Origin of the sequence: Thermophagus sp. OGC60D27, from assembly GCF_052400625.1 — a bacterium.
In the GTDB taxonomy this organism is placed as follows: Bacteria; Bacteroidota; Bacteroidia; order Bacteroidales; family Marinilabiliaceae; genus Thermophagus.
In genome coordinates, this window is sequence record NZ_JBQTGH010000007.1 from 273,819 (window position 1) to 291,039 (window position 17,221).

Consider the following 17,221-nt stretch of genomic DNA (forward strand, 5'->3'; position numbering starts at 1 on the left):
ATATGAAAAAACAGAGAAAGATAATCGGACTGATATTGCTTATTGCAACTGTTCTTATCTATTTCTTTTCAAATCATCAAAGCCCTTTTGCCAGATTGTTTCTTTTTGCAGGCATGGGTGTTTCGGGATTGTTGATGACCAATGCAAAATGGACTATTCCTAAAAAATACAGATTACACTCTTTAGGTCTGTTCCTGTTTGCCGTAGTGGGGATTTATATCACCCTTTTTTCTTCTTTCAACGATACGGTAAGAAGGGGTGTGGCCGCTGTTGGTTTGTTTGTGGTTACCGTTTTCTTGGTGATTATGACCTTAAAAAATAAAAATAGGGCGTTGAAAAGATGAGCCAGTGAGCCCTATAGATAAAAAAAACGAGATTCCATGGCCCCGAGGAATAAATTATAAAGATGGTGAGGACACTTAACCTATGCGAAAAAATTTTCGTTAGACTACCTGGAAAAATTCTCGTTAGCTTAATCAAAAAAATTTGGGAGCCTTAACGGAACTTTTCCGTTAGGTTAACCAAAACTTTTCGTTAAGGCTTCCGAACTTTTCCGTTAAGGCTTCCAAACTTTTCGATTAAGGCTCTCCCAACTTTTTCTTAAGCCTTTGGAAAAACTTTTTTCGTTAAGGCAGAGGAATATGTTCCGCTTAAGTGAACAATCGATATGTCCTTTAAGTTACCCAAAATTTTTTCCGCTGGGTTAATCAGAATTTTTTGGGTTAAGCTAACCAAATTTTTTTGATGGTAATTGTGGGATGAGGATATTAACGCGGAGAGGCAATGGCGTGGAGGAAATGAAATAAAGGCAAAAACTATTCTTTAAACAGAGCCCCCCAAAACCGCTTAGGCCGGTCGATTCGGGAACTTTATTTCAACAACCTTTTTTTTACCTCCATTCTGTAATTTCTGGAAACAGGTAGTTTGTAATGGTCAATTCCCAGGATGTTTCCCTCCAGCGAAGTGGCTTTATCGAGGTTGACGATAAATGATTTATGAATCTTTAAAAAATGGTGTGGCGGTAATTTTTGAGCAAATGCACTTAGCGTTGAATGTGTGATGTGCTTCTTTTGGGTGGTTTGAATGGCGATATAATTGTCCATCCCTTCGATAAAAAGTATGTCGGCCAGGTTGACCTTCTCGTATTTGTTGGTTGTTTTAATAAAAATGGACTCGGATAAGGAATTCGCCGATTTATCTTTTTGAACCCAATCGTACACTTTATTGGTCGCTTTTAAAAACCGCTCAAAGGAAACGGGTTTAAGCAAATAATCGGCCACGTCAAATTCATAGCCTTTCAGGGCATATTGCTCGTAAGCACTAACAATAATTATTCTGGGCGAATCGGTTAATCCGGAAAGAAAATCTACACCAGAAAGGTAGGGCATCTCAATGTCGAGATAAATCAGGTCAACGGGTTGTGCTTTTAACACATTTCCTAACTGAATGGCATCTTCGCAAACCGCAACAAGTTCCAAAAAACCAAGTTTTTCAATATAACCTTGTAAGCCTTTGCGAGCCATCGGTTCATCGTCGGTTATGATGCATCGTAGTTTTACCATTCTATACTTAAATTGGCAGTAAAAGAATTCGTCTTTTTAAAGGTACTAAAAGAATGTTTGCCGGGATACAGCAGGTTGAGTCTTCTTTGTAAATTCAGGAGGCCAATGCCACCGGATTTGCGATTCCCGGTATGAGCAATTGCAGGAATGGCATTTTCTATATGAAAAGATAATGCGCCATTTTTTAGCTGTGCATCAATGGTTATCCAATATTCTCCGCCAATATATTTGTAAGCGTTTTCGACCAACGGGAATAGTAGCAATGGGTGTATGGGCTGCCCATTCAGTTGCGGGTCAACATGAATGGTTAGGTGGAACGAGGGTTTCATGCGTACCTTCATAAATTCCGTATAATGGCGGATGAAATTGAGTTCTTGCCTGATCTTTACCGTTTGATTAATGTCGTATAGCTGGTAGCGCAAGAGTTCGGACAATTGCTCAATGGCTTTTCGCGGGGCCTGGTTCGATTCATCAATTTGAAAATATATGGCATTGAGGGCATTAAAAAGAAAGTGGGGGTGAAACTGTGCTTTTAAAAATTTTAATTCCGTTTCCATTTGAGTTTTTTCAATTTGCTGGGTTAAGGTTTTCTGATGAATATAGGCCTCAAGGATATCGCCTCCTCTGAAAATGGAATAATAAATTACCAGCAGTAAAGAGGTGACGATTTCGGCAATGACAAGGTCGTCGATTCCAACAGGGTCGTTTGTGAAAAAATGAATGACATAAATGCAAGGAACCGTTATCACGATGCCGGATAATAGTATGATGATGTATTCTTTTATCAGCTGTTGTACCGATAGCTTTCCCGTTTTTTTCCGGTGCTTTTTTACAAAAGCATGCAGCGAGTATTCAATGGCAAATGAAATAATGATTACGGATACGAACTCGATGAGGTTCTGGGATAAAGGACGTTCCCAGAACTTCGATTCCAGAGGCACGTCGCTTATTAATCGGATAATAATTAGTACGGTGGTTCCAAATATTAGGGGTGAAATCCGGAACCATTTGTTTGTCCGGTTCATGAGTCTTTTTTATAGCGTTCCAGGCATTATGAGTTCATGCACTTTTACAAAGATATTCGTTTTGTGTTTAAACCTTTTTGAACGTTGGGCTTTTTTATCTCGTGTCCTTTTTTGATTCGGAAAGTCAGGGATAATCCTATCATGGTATGATCCGAAAATTCATGGGTGGTGGCATACCCGCCATTGATTATCCCTTCTACACGTGTGCGATTTGAATGAAACCAGTCGTAGGAAAAGATGTTGAGTGTTGCCTTCCCATCGAAAAAGTCGCGCTTAATACCTCCCGAAATTTGCCATATGGGCAAAACATCTATTTGTCCGTATGGCATGCGACTGTTATAAAAGCCGCTTATTTCTCCCTTCCAGCCCCATGGTAGTATTATTCGGTTCTGAGCTCCAATTTGAAAGGTGATACCTTCATTTTTTTGGGTGATACCTGCCTCAATCCATTTGTAGTTGTTTTGTACAAGTTCGGCATGGAGACTTGTATGAAACCAGTTGGTAAGCGTTAATTGAGCAGCATCGATTTGTAAACCATATGAGTTGTGCCACGACATGTTGGTAGGCATAACCAGCACGCGTTTGCTGTTGGGGTGTACAATATATGATTTGCTGATGGCGTGCCGGGTGTTGGCGTAAAAAAGACTGAATCTGTAAGCCTTGCGAATGGTGAAGGATAAACTGAGTCGATGGGTGAATTGGGGTTCCAGCTTCGTGTTGCCTTGTTCATACGTGTAGGAATCAAATACATATACGAACGGATTCAGGTCTTTATAGTTGGGACGATCGATTCGGCGATCATAAGTCAAGCTAAGGGCATTTTGGCTCGGGAAATAACGGACAATCATCAAACTTGGGAACAAATTGGTATAGGATTGGTCCATGGAGTCGGTTGTGATATTTGTATTTTCAATTCGTAATCCGGCATGGATCGTTACGGGTTTTGTTTGAATCTTACTGTTTACATATAAGGCATTGATATTCTCGTTGTAGTCAAAGTTGGAACTTAACCCTGAATCATTTATCCATTGTTCCCTTTTTTTGATTTGGCTGGCAGATACGTTGTCAATGTTGACGAAATTGCTTTTTGCACCTGCTTCAAAACGCAGCAGAGACGATATGGGATAGGTCCAATCCACATTTCCGGAAATCATTTTTATATGACCATCTTTTTGTGTCCGGGATATGGATTCCGTGGAGGCGAGGGATGATGCAGACACCCTATCGAAATGGAACTGAGGCTCATTAATGGAATAGTATAGCCCATCGACCGAGGCAGAAATTTCTTTACCGAACGAATCCATTTTATGCTGAAAGTAAAGAGAAGTCATGAAGTTTTGACGACTTTCATCATTATTAGTGGTTGAATGTATGGCTGAATCTTTGAGGGTTTGGGAGGTGTAAAACAAAGAATTTAATACGCCGTTTTCTATTCTGTGATAAAGGTTCCCTCTGGCCTTTACGCCCAATGATGTATGGGTCGTCAGGTTGTAATCAACCCCTACATTGAAATAGTGCGATTGGTCCTTTCTTTTCCGGTACGAGTCCTGGTCAAAAAAAATCGTTGGGTCAGTGGTGGTTTCCGGAAAATTGCGGGTGACCGTTAAATCGACATAGTCATCTCCCCGATAGAATCCGTAAAGCCCATAAATGTTTAGTTGGTTTATTTGTGTGCCAAGAGAAATGTTATTGTTGCATCGGCCGTATTTCCCCTGCTCATAATTGGTGTTTAGTTTGACGTTGTAGCCGGCATTGTTGTTTTTTTGCGTATGAATGTCAATAATTCCGGCCTTTCCTGCTGCCTCATATTTTGCTGAGGGATGATTTATCAATTCTATTTTGCTTAACGAATTGGCCGGTATCGACATTAAATAGTTTAATAGCTCAGAGCCGGATAAATAGGCGCTTTTGCCGTTGACCAGAATTCTGACTCCCGATTTTCCATTCAGATAAATGGACCCATCGTTGTTTATTATTATGCCCGGTAAGTTTTTTAATACCGAATAGGCGGTGCCCGATGAGGTTGTTGACGATAATCCCGGATATACAGTTGTTTTGTCGGGGGTTACCTGTGCCATAGATTTTTGGGCGGTGACAACTATTTCGTCAATTTCGGTTTCTTTCTTGGGCAACACAATTGTCATTTGGCGATGAGGTACTACATCTATGCTTCTGTAACCAATAAATGAAATGTTTAGCGATGTTGTATTTTTGGGTATTTTCAGTTGAAATACGCCATTTATATCACTGGTGGTACCTATTGCGGTGTCAGGGATAGAGATGGTTGCACCAACTAATGGAACCTTGGCTTCGTCGGTTATTTTTCCCCGAATGGTTATTGATTCTTGGCCAATCAGGTGAGAGATGCCGAAACATTGGATGCAGGCAAAAAGGAAGAATAATTTTTTCATGGCAGATAATTTTTCTGAATGATGGGTCTCCGAATGGTCCCGAAATGGTTCTCCGGGCTAAGAAGGTTGTTCACAACTCTTCTGTCAGGCCTCTTTCGGGAAATCTTTCCGATTCAAAAGTATGTTGGCCGGCATGGACCGGGAAATTATTTTGGTCACCTGCATGGTTTCTTGGGTCAGATACATTTATTGTGGCAGAAGCCTGAAATCGCACTCCCTAACAAAACGCAGAGACGCCATGACGCAGAGCGGTTTTATGTAAGAATATTAAATACCCCATTTCAAGAACTGGGATAAGCTTTTACATGGTGTCGGTCTAAGCTTATACATAGCTTTGGTATAACCTTATACCAGATGTTGGGATAAGCTTATACACGGTATTGGTATAACCTTATACCTGGTCTTGGGATAACCTTATCCCGGGTGTTGGTATAACCTTTCCCGGATGTAGGTATAATACTTTCCCGGAGTTACGGAAAACCTTGTGTCAACCGATTAAAGGATGGATGGTGATAATTCTCGAATCATTAATAATGTACAGGTTGTAACCCTCAATTTGGGCGATAGGGCATTTTTTGCCATTTTTGGGGAAACGGCCCTGAATGTTTGCATTTTTTAAATCATGAGGAAAAGCGTATCAACAGTTTCGGAAGTATTAAATTTTAGCGTTGAAGACGTTTGGAATACCATTACAGATAATAAAAATTGGCAATGGCGGAGCGATCTTCAAAATATTAAGATATTAAATGATAAGGAGTTTGTTGAGTGTGGCAAGAGCGGTTTAGAAATTCGCTTTAATATAACCCGTAAAGAAAAGTTTAAAGTCTACCAATTCACGATGAATAGTAAATATTTCTCGGGAGAGTGGACAGGTTATTTTGAAAAATTATCGGATGAGAGGACAAGGATTACATTTACAGAATCCATAATCTATAAGTACCTTTTTCTGAAATTTTTTTCATCTCTCTTTATCAACCTTAAAGCTATCCAAATGAAATATATGAGAGATTTAAAAAAGAAACTGGGAGAAACATCCGGAAATGGCTAAATGTATTGAGATAGTTTGAAATTTAATTCAGATTAAAAAATCGGTTCATCACAAAAATGCGTACCTTATTCCTTAAGTTTACAGCAATGCCCCAAAGGGAAAGAATATTGCCAATTTATGAATTGTTGTGTAATGTGTAAATTTTATTGGTACAATAAGTCAAGTAATTTTTATGCTGATGAATAACCACCTCACCTCGGAAGCTATTCAAAGCATTATCCATTCCGGAGAAGGCTATAATGCGGAATTTAAAGTTTGTGTGCCAAATAAACTCAAGGAGCTTAGTGAGGAAATATGTGCGTTTGCCAATGCAGCCGGAGGGGTTTTATTGATTGGGGTTGATGATGAAAATAAAATTTGCGGAGCTAAGATTGATAATGCCAGACGCTCGTCTATTCAAAATGCGCTGAACGAAATAAACCCTCATATTCCAACTCAACTATATTCAGTTGAAATAGAAGGGAATACGGTATGGGTGATTGAAGTAGATAGTGGCACACAAAAACCTTATGCACTTTCCGGTGCCATTTATGTTCGGCAAGGCCCTAATACCCAAAAATTGACTACAGTGGAACAGATGCGGGATTTTTTTCAACAATCAAATCGAATTTATTTTGATGAAGCCCCTTGCTCCAAATTTGACCCTCAAAAGGATATCGATGAAAATTGGTTTGAAGCCTTTCGTACGGAAAGTGGATTGTCTAAAACCATTTCACAAGAACAAATCCTTTACAACCTAAAACTGTTTTTAAATGATGGCTCTTTTAAAAAAGGAGGCGTTTTATTCTTTGGGACGGCACCTGAGCGGTTTATTGAGACTGCAGAAGTTCGTTGCCTTGCTTTTGAAGGAACCAATAAAACCCAGATCATTGATGATAAGAGCTTTGGCGGGCCTTTGTTAAAACAGTATGAACACGCCATGCAATGGCTTAAAAGTAAATTAAATATACGATATGAGATTGAAGGTGGCGGTCCTCGTAAAGAAATTTGGGAAATTCCGGAAACGGCTTTAAAAGAAGCGCTGATTAACGCTTTGTGTCATCGTGATTATTATGACAAAGGAGCCAGAATTACTGTCGAGCTTTTTAAGGATAGAATCGAAATAACCAATCCGGGTGGGTTGACCAGTGCTATTTCTCCCGAAGATTTCGGGACGAAAAGTCACAGTAGAAATCCGCTTGTTTTTGGATTATTTGTGCGCATTCGCATGGTAGAGCAAGTTGGTTCAGGTATTGGAAGAATTAAAGACCAAATGAAAGCCGCAAAACTTCCTGCCCCACAGTTTAAAACGGAAGGGATGTTTACGGTTATTCTTCAACGTTTCGGAAAAAGTTCGGGAAAAAGTTCGGGGAAAAGTTCGGGGAAAAGTTCTTCTGATAGTTGGGCTGCAGTAAAACAACTACTGATTGAAAAAGCCACTTCAAAAATTGGCAAGAGTTCTTTAAAAATTTTGGAAATGGTCTATTACAATCAGTATATAACCATTCCTGAAATGGCAAAGAAGTTAAATATCACTGAACGTGGGGTAGAAAAGAATATTCAAAAGCTCAAAGAACAAAAACTCCTTGTGCGTATGGAGGGAGAAAGATCAGGATACTGGAAACTAATCATTCACAATTCATAACGGATAATAAAAGACAATGACTATACCATCATTAAAAGAAGACCACATATCACAACTTCCGGCATTGTTTATCAATGTGCATCCCGGTTGTCGTCATCGAGTGCAAAAGCCCTAAGGTCAAAGTCCCAATAGATAAGGCCATAGAGCAACATTTAAGAAATCAGCAAGAAGACGGAATTCGTTCATTATATCAATACTTCAATCTGGTTATAGGGTTAGCCATCCATGGGGCCGGATATTTATTAATAGCACTACGGAAGGGAGAAAATATATTTGCAAGAACTCTGTTGTTTTATCCCCAAGAGTAAGTAGAATTATAACCCAATGGTTAGCAAGTGTCGGGAAAACCTTTCCCAAGTATTGGTATAACCTTTCCCTGGTCTTGGGATAAGCTTTTACATGGTGTCGGTATAACCTTATACCAGATGTTGGGATAAGCTTATACACGGTATTGGTATAACCTTATACCTGGTCTTGGTAAAACCTTTCCTGGGTCTTGGGATAACCTTATCCCGGGTGTTGGTATAACCTTTCCCGGATGTTGGTATAATACTTTCCCGGAGTTACGGAAAACCTTGTGTCAACCGATTAAAGGATGGATGGTGATAATTCTCGAATCATTAATAATGTACAGGTTGTAATTCTCAATTTGGCCGATAGGGCATTTTTTGCCATTTTTGGGAAAACGGCCCTGAATGTTTGCATTTTTTAAATCATGAGGAAAAGCGTATCAACAGTTTCGGAAGTATTAAATTTTAGCGTTGAAGACGTTTGGAATACCATTACAGATAATAAAAATTGGCAATGGCGAAACGATCTTCAAAATATTAAGATATTAAATGATAATGAGTTTGTTGAGTATGGCAAGGGCGGTTTAGAAATTCGCTTTAATATAACCCGTAAAGAAAAGTTTAAAGTCTACCAATTCACGATGAATAGTAAATATTTCTCGGGAGAGTGGACAGGTTATTTTGAAAAATTATCGGATGAGAGGACAAGGATTACATTTACAGAATCCATAATCTATAAGAACCTTTTTCTGAAATTTTTTTCATCTCTCTTTATCAACCTTAAAGCTATTCAGGAGAAATATATTCGAGATTTGAAGAAGAAACTGTCCGAAACATCATGAAATGGGTGAATGGGGATGTGTTGATTGGTCGTAAAATTCAATTTTGAGCATCAAATGGCATTTATCCGTTTCATAGCTACGCATGAAGAGTATGATAAGATCAATTCCAACCGTATTTAATAATGGTGGTTATGTTATTGAAGCCAATTAAAACAGAATCGGATTACATAGCTGCCCTGAAAAGGTTGGAAGACCTTTTCGATGCAAAGCCGGGGACACCCGAGAGCGATGAGTTGGAGATTCTTGGATTATTAGTAGATGAGTATGAAAAGAAACACTATCCGATTGAGGCGCCGGATCCTGTTGAGGCTATAAAGATACGGATGGAGGAAATGCATCTGAGACAGGTGGATTTGGTTCCGGAAATCGGCGGTAAAAGTCGGGTGTCCGAAATCCTAAACCGTAAACGAAGACTGACGGTAGAAATGATTCGAAAGCTCTCTACCCGATTGAATCTGCCAGCCGATTTGCTGGTGCGGGATTATCAATTGGTCAAATAAGGGACTTCGGTAATTTTCTTTATAGTACAGTTATAATATTTGGCGCCAGCATTTGTTCAATTTCATCTCCACGAATACCATCTTTATCCACGCTTAAATGGTTTAAAATGAATATGAATCATCTTTAATCTTGCATCTGAAAATCTATTATTCTGGAATCTAATCATCTATTTCAAAATTGGGGTCTGCTTTTGTTCAATTTCCTATCCACGAATATTATCATTCCCCACGCTTAAATGGTTTAAAATGAATGTGAATCATCTTTAATCTTGCATCTAAAAATCTATTAATCTGGAATCTAATCATCTATTTCAAATTTGGCGCCAGCTTTTGTTCAATTTCCTATCCACGAATACTATCATTCCCCACGCTTAAATGGTTTAAAATGAATGTGAATCATCTTTAATCTTGCATCTAAAAATCTATTATTCTGGCATCTAATCATCTATTTCAAAATTGGCGCCAGCTTTTGTTCAATTTCCTATTCACGAATACTATCATTTCCGATGCTTAAATGGTTTAAGATGAATGTGAATCATCTTTAATCTTGCATCTAAAAATCTATTAATCTGGCATCTAATCATCTATTTCAAAATTGGCGCCAGCTTTTGTTCAATTTCATATCCACGAATACTATCTTTACCCACGCTTAAATGGTTTAAGATGTATATGAATTTTATCTTACATCTAATAATCTATTAATCTAGTATCTAATATTTCATGCAGGTATCCAAATTTGGCGGGGCATCGGTGAAAGATGCCAATGCTGTGCGTAATTTAGTGCGAATTGTTGAGGGTTTGGAAAAACCACTCGTGGTGGTGATATCGGCCATGGGGAAGACCACCAACGCCATGGAAGCGCTGGTAGAGAGCTATTTCTCCGGCAACGATGCGGAGCTGAAGGAGCGGTTACGGAACATAATCGCCTATCATGAAAAAATAGCAAAAGACCTGTTCGGGGAGGTTGATATCCCCGAATTGCGTCCTTTTTACGACTGTGTGGAATCGCTATCTCAGCGTTTGGAACAGCAACCATCCTTGCACTTTGATTACGAATATGATCAGATAGTTTCGTACGGGGAATTGTTTTCCACCTTGCTGGTAAGTGCTTTCCTTAAGCATTCGGGCTTCAGGGCTGCATGGGTGGACGTTCGGCAGATCTTGAAAACCGACGATTTGTATCGCGATGCCAATGTCAATTGGGCGCTGACTACCCAACTGATGCAGGAAGCCTTCAGTTTTGATGAGACAGACCTCTATGTTACTCAGGGTTTTTTGGGGGGTACCATGAGTAATATCACCACCACGCTGGGACGTGAAGGGTCCGATTACACGGCTGCCGTCATCGGCAACGTGATGAATGCAGAAAGGGTCACTGTATGGAAAGATGTGCCCGGCGTGTTGAATGCCGACCCGAGAATCTTCCCCGATGCCCAAAAGATTGATGCGCTGTCGTATGCCGAAACCATTGAGCTCTCCTATTACGGAGCCCAGGTGATCCATCCCAAGACTTTAAAGCCGCTTCAGAATAAACAAATCCCGCTGTACGTGAAATCTTTTCTGAATCCCCATTTTTCCGGAACCACTATTCAGCAACAAGGGGAGGAGCCTACCCTGCCGGTTTATATTCTTAAGAAAAATCAGGTGTTTCTGACACTTTCACCACGCGACTTTTCCTTTATTACGGAAGGTAACTTAAGTGACATACTGGCCATGTTTGGGAAATACCATGTCAGAATCAACCTGTTGCAAACTTCGGCGTTGAATTTTACCGCTTGCGTGGATAACCGAAGGGAACTGATGCCGTTGATGGAGAAATTGAAAGAGACAATGATTCTCCGATACAATGATCATGTGGAGCTTCTGACAATAAGGTATTACACGCAAAGCGTGATTGACGAAAAACTTAGCGGCCGAACGGTTATCGATTCGCAAATCACCCGCAAGAATGCCCGGTTTGTGATTAAAACGGAAGCTTAACCGTTATCCCCGGTCTTAGATGATTTCATCGGATCGCAGCAGAGTAGCCCCTCTTTTTTGCATGTCGGCAAAGGCCCTGGCCGTGTCGTCGGGTTGCAGATTTACCCCCTTGGTGGCGTCGGTCACCAGAATGGTTTCATACCCCAGTTCGAGGGCGTCTTTCACGGTAAAATAGACACAAACATCGGCAGCCAGGCCTGTAACATACAGTCGTTTTATTCCTTTATGACGAAGGTAGTTGTGAAGCTCTGTTTGAATGCGGCGACCATTATCAAAGAAGGCGCTGTATGAATCCACCGTAGGGTCCGAGCCTTTTAATATCACTTTTTGAATGAGCCCGTGGTTGAGAAGCGGGGATAATTCGGCCCCCGGACTGCCTTTTACGCAATGGTCGGGCCACAATATCTGGTCGAGTCCATGCAGCTTGATGACCTCTCCGGGCTTTTGTCCCGGGTGATTGGAAGCGAAACTGCCATGATTGGCGGGATGCCAGTCTTTAGTGGCAATGATATGTTTAAATCGCGGCTGGAGCGCATTAATTACCGGAATGATTTTATCCCCATCGGCCACTTCGAGAGAGCCACCCGGCAGAAAGTCGTTTTGTACATCCACGATCAGTAAAGCATCCATGATTTGTTCTTTTTACGGATATCAATTTTTGGTTTATCCCCAAATTGTTTTTAAAGGTTAGTTATATCTTTTCTGTTCTTCATGGGCAAAGCGTTTTTATGAATGCTTACCCATCAGTGTTAAAACGGTAGCTACCTGTTTCGAGAATGTCCATTTCGGGATTCTTCTTTATATTTGAGTATCAATTCCAATCTACGTTTATAGAGTCCTTCTTCCAATCCTACAGGGTAGCTGTGCGGGTTAATAAAACGCTTGATGGTTTTATCTAACAATTGAAGCTGTTCCGATGTTCGTTTTTGGAGGTCATGAATATTTTCTTTTTGATAAATACATTGACCTTTTCTGAACACCGGCATAAGCAGGTCTTTACATTCCAGATTTTGTTTGTCCAGGACTTTCGACCGTGTCGGATCGGCGGGGTCAATAATTTTAATCCTTCCCGAAAGATCGGTCTGTTCGTCGTAGATCATATCACCGACCATCAGACCTTCTTTGAAAAACCTTTTAACTTTTTGAACACCGGGAATGTTGACTTTGATCGACTGTTCGGATAGTTTTATTCGATCGTCCCATTGGCCTTCTCGGTTTTGGATGGCCGATAGTTTATAGACACCTCCCAGTGCGGGCTGATCGAAGGCTGTGACCAGTCTGGTGCCGATGCCCCAGCTGTCTATTTCGGCCTCCTGTTGTTTCAGACTCGCCAGGATATATTCGTCCACGTCGTTGCCACCTACAATCTTCAGATGTCCCAGCCCGGCATTTTTGAGCTTTTTGCGAGCCAGTTGGCTCAGGTAAGCCAGGTCGCCCGAATCTAATCGTATGCCGGCAATTTTGTATCCTTTGGCTTCCATTTTTTGGGTTACGGTGATGGCTTTGTCGATGCCTTTAGGGGTATTATAGGTGTCGACCAAAAAAGTGGTGTTGTTGGGCAACGCGTTGGCAAAGGCTTCAAAGGCTTCGAGCTCGTCGTCAAAGGCTTGTACCCAGCTGTGGGCATGCGTTCCTAAGACCGGAATGCCGAATTTTTTTCCGGCCAGTACATTGGAGGTGCCGGCACATCCCCCGATAAAAGAGGCACGGGTGGCCGCCAGTGATCCGTCAATCCCCTGAGCACGTCTTAATCCGAACTCCATCACCGGATCTCCCTTGGCGGCAATGTTGATTCGCGCCGACTTGGTGGCGATCAGCGTCTGAAAATTGATGAAATTGAGAAGCGCCGATTCAATCAACTGGCATTGCAGAATGGGACCTTTGACTCTTACCAACGGCTCATGTGGAAAGACAACAGTGCCTTCGGGGATGGCATCAAGGTCACACTCGAATTTCATATTTTTAAGGTAGTCGAGGAATGCCGGTTCAAAGATGGGTTTTTGATCATTCCCCTTGATGCCGGCAAGATAGCTGAGATCTGAATCCGAAAAATGGAAATCATTTAAGTAGTCGATCACGTATTCCAATCCGCAGCTTATGGCAAAGCCTCCGTTAAAAGGATTATTGCGGAAAAAAAGATGGAAGACCGCAGGTCGGTCGTGCATGTTGTTTTTCCAAAATCCGTAGCCCATGGTCAGCTCATAGAAGTCGGTGAGCAAGGCTAAAGAACCTTTATAGGTGTTTTTTAAAATATCCATTTTCCGGTTTTTAATATGTTTTGCAGACGCTCCGACCATTTGAGTGTTTAATGTATTTTAAAATCAATGGTCTATGTCTTCTGCATTTTATAGCTTAAATCTAAAAATCTATCTTCTATCCGTCATTTACAAATTAAACTTCAACATTCTCAATCAAACTTCACCACAAAACCCGCCTTATAGGCAATGAAATTCCCCTTGTTGTCATATACCGGCCAGGCCAGAAGCACCGATTGAACTTCTTTAATCATTCTGTTACTGACGGTGTCGAGATGCCAAGCCTCCTCAAATTGAAGCTGAGAGACTTTATCCCGGTCAAAACCTCCCGATGCCTCCATTTCTCGTAGCTTTTCTGTGCTGAGAGGTTGGTCGGTAAAATAGTCACATGCCTGTGCTTTACCCTGATAGACCGACTCGAAAAGCAAATTGATCATGCGTTGGCGCTGAAGGCGTTTTAATCGCTGATCGGCCCAGGTGTCGGTGGTGTCAAGGTTGACAATATCTACCGGGTAAATGATGGTGTCGGCCAGCTCTATCCCCGTTAAAGGGGAGTTGGACGAAGAGGAGGAAGGATTGTTTTTTCCACAGGCAGCCATGAATATCAAGGGAATCAAGATGATTAATGGAACGAATGGTTGGTGTTTCATATTGGATTCTATTTGGAGACGGATTTATCCCGCCTTGACAATCTATTATTATCCTAACTGATTAACGACGTTTGACAATCGGTATGTTTTAAGCAGAGACAGATGCCAATCCATCTCTATTATTATATCATCGGTTAAAGGTAAGGGGCATGCCCGAACGGTTAGGGTTGATGACTCCCTTTTCAAAAACAACTTGTCCGTTTATGAGGGTATGGGTAACCGCGTGTGAGAAGGTGGTCCCTGAAAATGGACTCCACTGGCATTTATAATGTACCGCCGCATCACTGATGGTGTTTTTTTGATGAGGGGCTACCAGAACTAAATCGGCATAATAGCCCTCTTTAATAAATCCTCTTTTTTCGATTTGGAAGAGCTGTGCCGGGGCATGACACATCTTTTCTACTACCAGCTCTTTAGAGAAAATGCCCTGATGAGCCATTTCAAGCATTGCAATAAGTGAATGCTCAATGAGCGGGCCTCCCGAGGGAGCCTGGAAGTATTTGTTGGCTTTTTCTTCGAGGGTATGCGGTGCATGGTCGGTCGCCACCACGTCGAGCAGGTTGTTTTTTAAGCCTTCACGAAGGGCTTCCCGATCTGCCTTGCTTTTCACAGCAGGATTCCATTTGATTCGGGCACCGTAATGGTCATAATCCTGATCGGTGAACCAGAGATGATGAACACAGACTTCGGCAGTGATGTGCTTTTTGTTTAAGGGGACGGTATTAAAGAGTGACAACTCTTGAGCGGTGGAGACATGAAGGATATGCAACCGCGTGTTGTATTTGGTGGCCAACTCTACGGCCAATGATGAAGAACGATAACAAGCTTCTGCACTTCTGATTTCCGGGTGAAATCGAAACGCAATATCTTCACCGTAACGATCCCGATACTGTTTTAGGTTATTTTTGATGGTCTCCTCATCTTCACAATGGGTGGCGATGAGAAAAGGTACCTCTTTGAAAATATTTTTTAGCGTTTCTCTGTTGTCAACCAGCATATTGCCGGTTGAAGAACCCATGAACACTTTTATCCCACATGTTTTTCGGGGGTCGGCTTTTAAAAGCTCCTGAAGGTTGTCATTGGTGGCTCCAAGATAAAAAGAAAAATTGGCGTACGATTTTTCTTGGGCGATTTCAAATTTTTTATTGAGGGCTTCAAGGGTTGTTGTTTGAGGGTTGGTGTTTGGCATTTCCATGAAAGAGGTTACCCCACCGGCCACCGCGGCTTTCGATTCGGTGGCTATGTCTGCTTTATGGGTCAACCCCGGTTCCCGAAAATGGACCTGATCGTCGATTACTCCCGGCAGTAGATACAACCCTTCCGCATTCATAACGCGGTCGGCTGTTGGCAATGGCTGATCCCCGGTAATAACTTTTTCTATAACCCGATCTTTGACGTAAACACTTCCTTGATAGGAATGTCCCTCGTTAATGATGGTCGCATTTTGTATCAGTATGCTCATGCCAATTCTCTTTTAATTTTATGGAAAAAATAAATTGCCAACCGGTTGATCGTTCTTTTTAAGGTCTTGGCCGGTTTTGGAATAAAATCCAGTGATGGTTCCGCATTAATTATTATTTGAAAAATACCATCTCCAAAATCTAATATCTTACATCTAACATCTAATAATCTAACATCTAATATCTAACAATCTATTTTTATACTTCATATTTTTTAAAGAAGCTACTGAGTTTCATTTTTATGACTCCCCAGAAAGCTTCACTGAAAATACCGCCACTCATTTTAGATGCTCCTTGTTGGCGTTCGGTGAATATAATTGGAACCTCAATGATTGTAAATCCATATTTCCAGGTAGAAAATTTCATTTCTATCTGGAAGCCGTAACCTTTTAGTTTGATTTTGTCTAGCTTGATGGTTTCCAGTACTTTTCGATGGTAACATTTAAAGCCGGCGGTGGTATCCATGATCTTCATGCCGGTTATCAGTCTTACATAAACCGATGCAAAATAGGACATTAGCACTCGTCCCATGGGCCAGTTGACCACATTTACCCCCGATTTATACCTGGAACCAATGGCCAGTTGAGCCTTTTCATTAATACAGGCATAATAGAGCCGGTTCAGATCTTTGGGGTCATGTGAAAAGTCGGCATCCATCTCACAAATGTAGTCATACCCATTTGTCAAGGCCCACTTAAATCCGGTAATATAGGCTGTGCCCAGCCCCAGCTTTCCGCTTCTTTCAATGATGTGAAGACGGCCTGCATGTTGTTTTTGAAGATCCTTAACGATGGCAGCCGTTCCGTCGGGCGAACCATCGTCAACAATTAATACCTCAAAAGTTACCGGTTGTGATAATACCGCTTTTATGATCGCTTCAATATTCTCTTTCTCGTTATAGGTTGGTATAATTACCAGATTTTTGGTCTCTGTCATTTACAAATGGTCGGTTTTGATTTATATTTGATGTGGTTTGTTTACTCCCGTTTTGCAACGGTAGGTAAAACATCTTTATTATAATATATATGTGATAACTCAAATCTTTGCGGAACAAAGATTACACGAAATTACAAAAAATAGCCTGACAAAAGTCTAATAACTTCGAAGGATAAAATTTCTTTGAAAAAGTAGTTATTGATATAAAGGGGATTAGCATTTTTTTAGAAAAAAAGAGCGAGATAAGGTTGGGAAGTCTGGATAAAAGGTATACTTTTGCATCCGCTTAACGAAGCAGAGACGAATAGAAAGAGAGTGAAACAAGAGCTGTTTAAAGGGAAGAGGGGTAGAAAAAAGTTTTGAAAAGATTTGGATTGAGAGATAAAAAGCAGTATTTTTGCACTCGCTTTTGAAAAGGAGCTACCCCACGGGGCTAGCGGAAAGCAGAGGGGGACGAGAAGAAATTAGAAGTCCCCGGAAAGAGTTAAGAGAAAAGAAAGATCTTTGACAGAATAGATGCAAAACCTGAGGAAGGAAAAAAGCCAAACCGGAAATTCCGAGAAGGCCAATACTTAAAAGAGCTAATAAGAACTTTTTGTACAACGAAGAGTTTGATCCTGGCTCAGGATGAACGCTAG

The 17,221-nt window shown here is 41.0% G+C and carries 16 protein-coding genes; 8 read left to right on the forward strand and 8 right to left on the reverse strand.

The features are described from left to right. Positions 1–2: 2 nt before the first annotated feature. Positions 3–344 (forward strand): hypothetical protein, encoded by a 342-nt coding sequence (locus ACT29H_RS10790; RefSeq protein ID WP_444821642.1) that lies wholly within the window; start codon positions 3–5, stop codon positions 342–344. 525 nt (positions 345–869) lie between these two features. Here ACT29H_RS10790 and ACT29H_RS10795 read toward each other — a convergent pair. Genes ACT29H_RS10795 through ACT29H_RS10805 form a run of 3 tightly spaced genes read right to left on the reverse strand, consistent with a single transcriptional unit; the run spans position 870 to position 4,998 of the window. Then, entirely contained in the window at positions 870–1,562 is a 693-nt protein-coding gene (locus ACT29H_RS10795) for a LytR/AlgR family response regulator transcription factor (protein ID WP_444821643.1), read from the reverse strand. Beyond that, the gene (locus tag ACT29H_RS10800) at positions 1,556–2,587 is read right to left on the reverse strand and encodes a sensor histidine kinase (RefSeq protein WP_444821644.1); all 1,032 of its coding nucleotides are present in this window, start codon (positions 2,585–2,587) and stop codon (positions 1,556–1,558) included. The genes ACT29H_RS10795 and ACT29H_RS10800 overlap by 7 nt, the downstream gene beginning before the upstream one ends. A 44-nt stretch (positions 2,588–2,631) precedes the next feature. Next, on the reverse strand, positions 2,632–4,998 hold the full coding sequence (locus ACT29H_RS10805) for an outer membrane beta-barrel protein (RefSeq protein WP_444821645.1): 2,367 nt from the start codon (positions 4,996–4,998) through the stop codon (positions 2,632–2,634). Between the two features lie 622 nt (positions 4,999–5,620). Between ACT29H_RS10805 and ACT29H_RS10810 the strand changes: the two genes are divergently transcribed. From ACT29H_RS10810 to ACT29H_RS10840, 7 genes are all read left to right on the forward strand, one after another. Then, a complete protein-coding gene (locus ACT29H_RS10810) occupies positions 5,621–6,046 on the forward strand; it encodes an SRPBCC family protein (RefSeq protein ID WP_444821646.1) in 426 nt (141 codons plus the stop codon). A gap of 178 nt (positions 6,047–6,224) precedes the next feature. Further along, a complete protein-coding gene (locus ACT29H_RS10815) occupies positions 6,225–7,670 on the forward strand; it encodes an RNA-binding domain-containing protein (RefSeq protein WP_444821647.1) in 1,446 nt (481 codons plus the stop codon). 74 nt (positions 7,671–7,744) lie between these two features. Then, positions 7,745–7,978 (forward strand): type I restriction endonuclease, encoded by a 234-nt coding sequence (locus tag ACT29H_RS10820; RefSeq protein WP_444821648.1) that lies wholly within the window; start codon positions 7,745–7,747, stop codon positions 7,976–7,978. A gap of 407 nt (positions 7,979–8,385) precedes the next feature. After that, entirely contained in the window at positions 8,386–8,802 is a 417-nt protein-coding gene (locus ACT29H_RS10825) for a DUF3284 domain-containing protein (protein ID WP_444821649.1), read from the forward strand. Between the two features lie 24 nt (positions 8,803–8,826). Next, positions 8,827–8,922 (forward strand): type II toxin-antitoxin system HigB family toxin, encoded by a 96-nt coding sequence (locus ACT29H_RS10830; protein WP_444821650.1) that lies wholly within the window; start codon positions 8,827–8,829, stop codon positions 8,920–8,922. Between the two features lie 11 nt (positions 8,923–8,933). After that, positions 8,934–9,302, forward strand: coding sequence for a helix-turn-helix domain-containing protein (locus tag ACT29H_RS10835; protein ID WP_444821651.1), 369 nt, complete (start codon positions 8,934–8,936; stop codon positions 9,300–9,302). 720 nt (positions 9,303–10,022) lie between these two features. Further along, positions 10,023–11,282: an aspartate kinase gene (locus ACT29H_RS10840; RefSeq protein ID WP_444821652.1), complete on the forward strand. Its 1,260-nt coding sequence runs from the start codon at positions 10,023–10,025 to the stop codon at positions 11,280–11,282. 15 nt (positions 11,283–11,297) lie between these two features. On the opposite strand, the gene pncA is transcribed toward ACT29H_RS10840, so the two are convergent. The 5 genes from pncA to ACT29H_RS10865 form a co-directional block, all read right to left on the reverse strand. Next, entirely contained in the window at positions 11,298–11,912 is a 615-nt protein-coding gene (gene pncA / locus ACT29H_RS10845; RefSeq protein WP_444821653.1) for a bifunctional nicotinamidase/pyrazinamidase, read from the reverse strand. 131 nt (positions 11,913–12,043) lie between these two features. Further along, complete coding sequence (locus tag ACT29H_RS10850) at positions 12,044–13,540, reverse strand: nicotinate phosphoribosyltransferase (RefSeq protein ID WP_444821654.1); 1,497 nt, start codon at positions 13,538–13,540, stop codon at positions 12,044–12,046. Positions 13,541–13,689: 149 nt separating this feature from the next. Next, entirely contained in the window at positions 13,690–14,187 is a 498-nt protein-coding gene (locus tag ACT29H_RS10855; RefSeq protein WP_444821655.1) for a hypothetical protein, read from the reverse strand. A gap of 127 nt (positions 14,188–14,314) precedes the next feature. Beyond that, on the reverse strand, positions 14,315–15,649 hold the full coding sequence (locus ACT29H_RS10860; RefSeq protein WP_444821656.1) for a dihydroorotase: 1,335 nt from the start codon (positions 15,647–15,649) through the stop codon (positions 14,315–14,317). Between the two features lie 196 nt (positions 15,650–15,845). After that, positions 15,846–16,583 (reverse strand): polyprenol monophosphomannose synthase, encoded by a 738-nt coding sequence (locus ACT29H_RS10865; RefSeq protein ID WP_444821657.1) that lies wholly within the window; start codon positions 16,581–16,583, stop codon positions 15,846–15,848. Positions 16,584–17,221 lie beyond the last annotated feature (638 nt).

What these genes read in the sequence shown, in the direction of transcription:
- ACT29H_RS10815 (WP_444821647.1), top strand. Translation starts at nt 6,225, where the DNA reads ATGAATAACCACCTCACCTCGGAAGCTATTCAAAGCATTATCCATTCC.
- ACT29H_RS10800 (WP_444821644.1), bottom strand. Translation starts at nt 2,587, where the DNA reads ATGAACCGGACAAACAAATGGTTCCGGATTTCACCCCTAATATTTGGA.
- pncA (WP_444821653.1), bottom strand. Translation starts at nt 11,912, where the DNA reads ATGGATGCTTTACTGATCGTGGATGTACAAAACGACTTTCTGCCGGGT.
- ACT29H_RS10810 (WP_444821646.1), top strand. Translation starts at nt 5,621, where the DNA reads ATGAGGAAAAGCGTATCAACAGTTTCGGAAGTATTAAATTTTAGCGTT.
- ACT29H_RS10805 (WP_444821645.1), bottom strand. Translation starts at nt 4,998, where the DNA reads ATGAAAAAATTATTCTTCCTTTTTGCCTGCATCCAATGTTTCGGCATC.
- ACT29H_RS10855 (WP_444821655.1), bottom strand. Translation starts at nt 14,187, where the DNA reads ATGAAACACCAACCATTCGTTCCATTAATCATCTTGATTCCCTTGATA.
- ACT29H_RS10865 (WP_444821657.1), bottom strand. Translation starts at nt 16,583, where the DNA reads ATGACAGAGACCAAAAATCTGGTAATTATACCAACCTATAACGAGAAA.
- ACT29H_RS10795 (WP_444821643.1), bottom strand. Translation starts at nt 1,562, where the DNA reads ATGGTAAAACTACGATGCATCATAACCGACGATGAACCGATGGCTCGC.
- ACT29H_RS10820 (WP_444821648.1), top strand. Translation starts at nt 7,745, where the DNA reads ATGTGCATCCCGGTTGTCGTCATCGAGTGCAAAAGCCCTAAGGTCAAA.
- ACT29H_RS10835 (WP_444821651.1), top strand. Translation starts at nt 8,934, where the DNA reads ATGTTATTGAAGCCAATTAAAACAGAATCGGATTACATAGCTGCCCTG.
- ACT29H_RS10860 (WP_444821656.1), bottom strand. Translation starts at nt 15,649, where the DNA reads ATGAGCATACTGATACAAAATGCGACCATCATTAACGAGGGACATTCC.
- ACT29H_RS10825 (WP_444821649.1), top strand. Translation starts at nt 8,386, where the DNA reads ATGAGGAAAAGCGTATCAACAGTTTCGGAAGTATTAAATTTTAGCGTT.
- ACT29H_RS10790 (WP_444821642.1), top strand. Translation starts at nt 3, where the DNA reads ATGAAAAAACAGAGAAAGATAATCGGACTGATATTGCTTATTGCAACT.
- ACT29H_RS10850 (WP_444821654.1), bottom strand. Translation starts at nt 13,540, where the DNA reads ATGGATATTTTAAAAAACACCTATAAAGGTTCTTTAGCCTTGCTCACC.
- ACT29H_RS10840 (WP_444821652.1), top strand. Translation starts at nt 10,023, where the DNA reads ATGCAGGTATCCAAATTTGGCGGGGCATCGGTGAAAGATGCCAATGCT.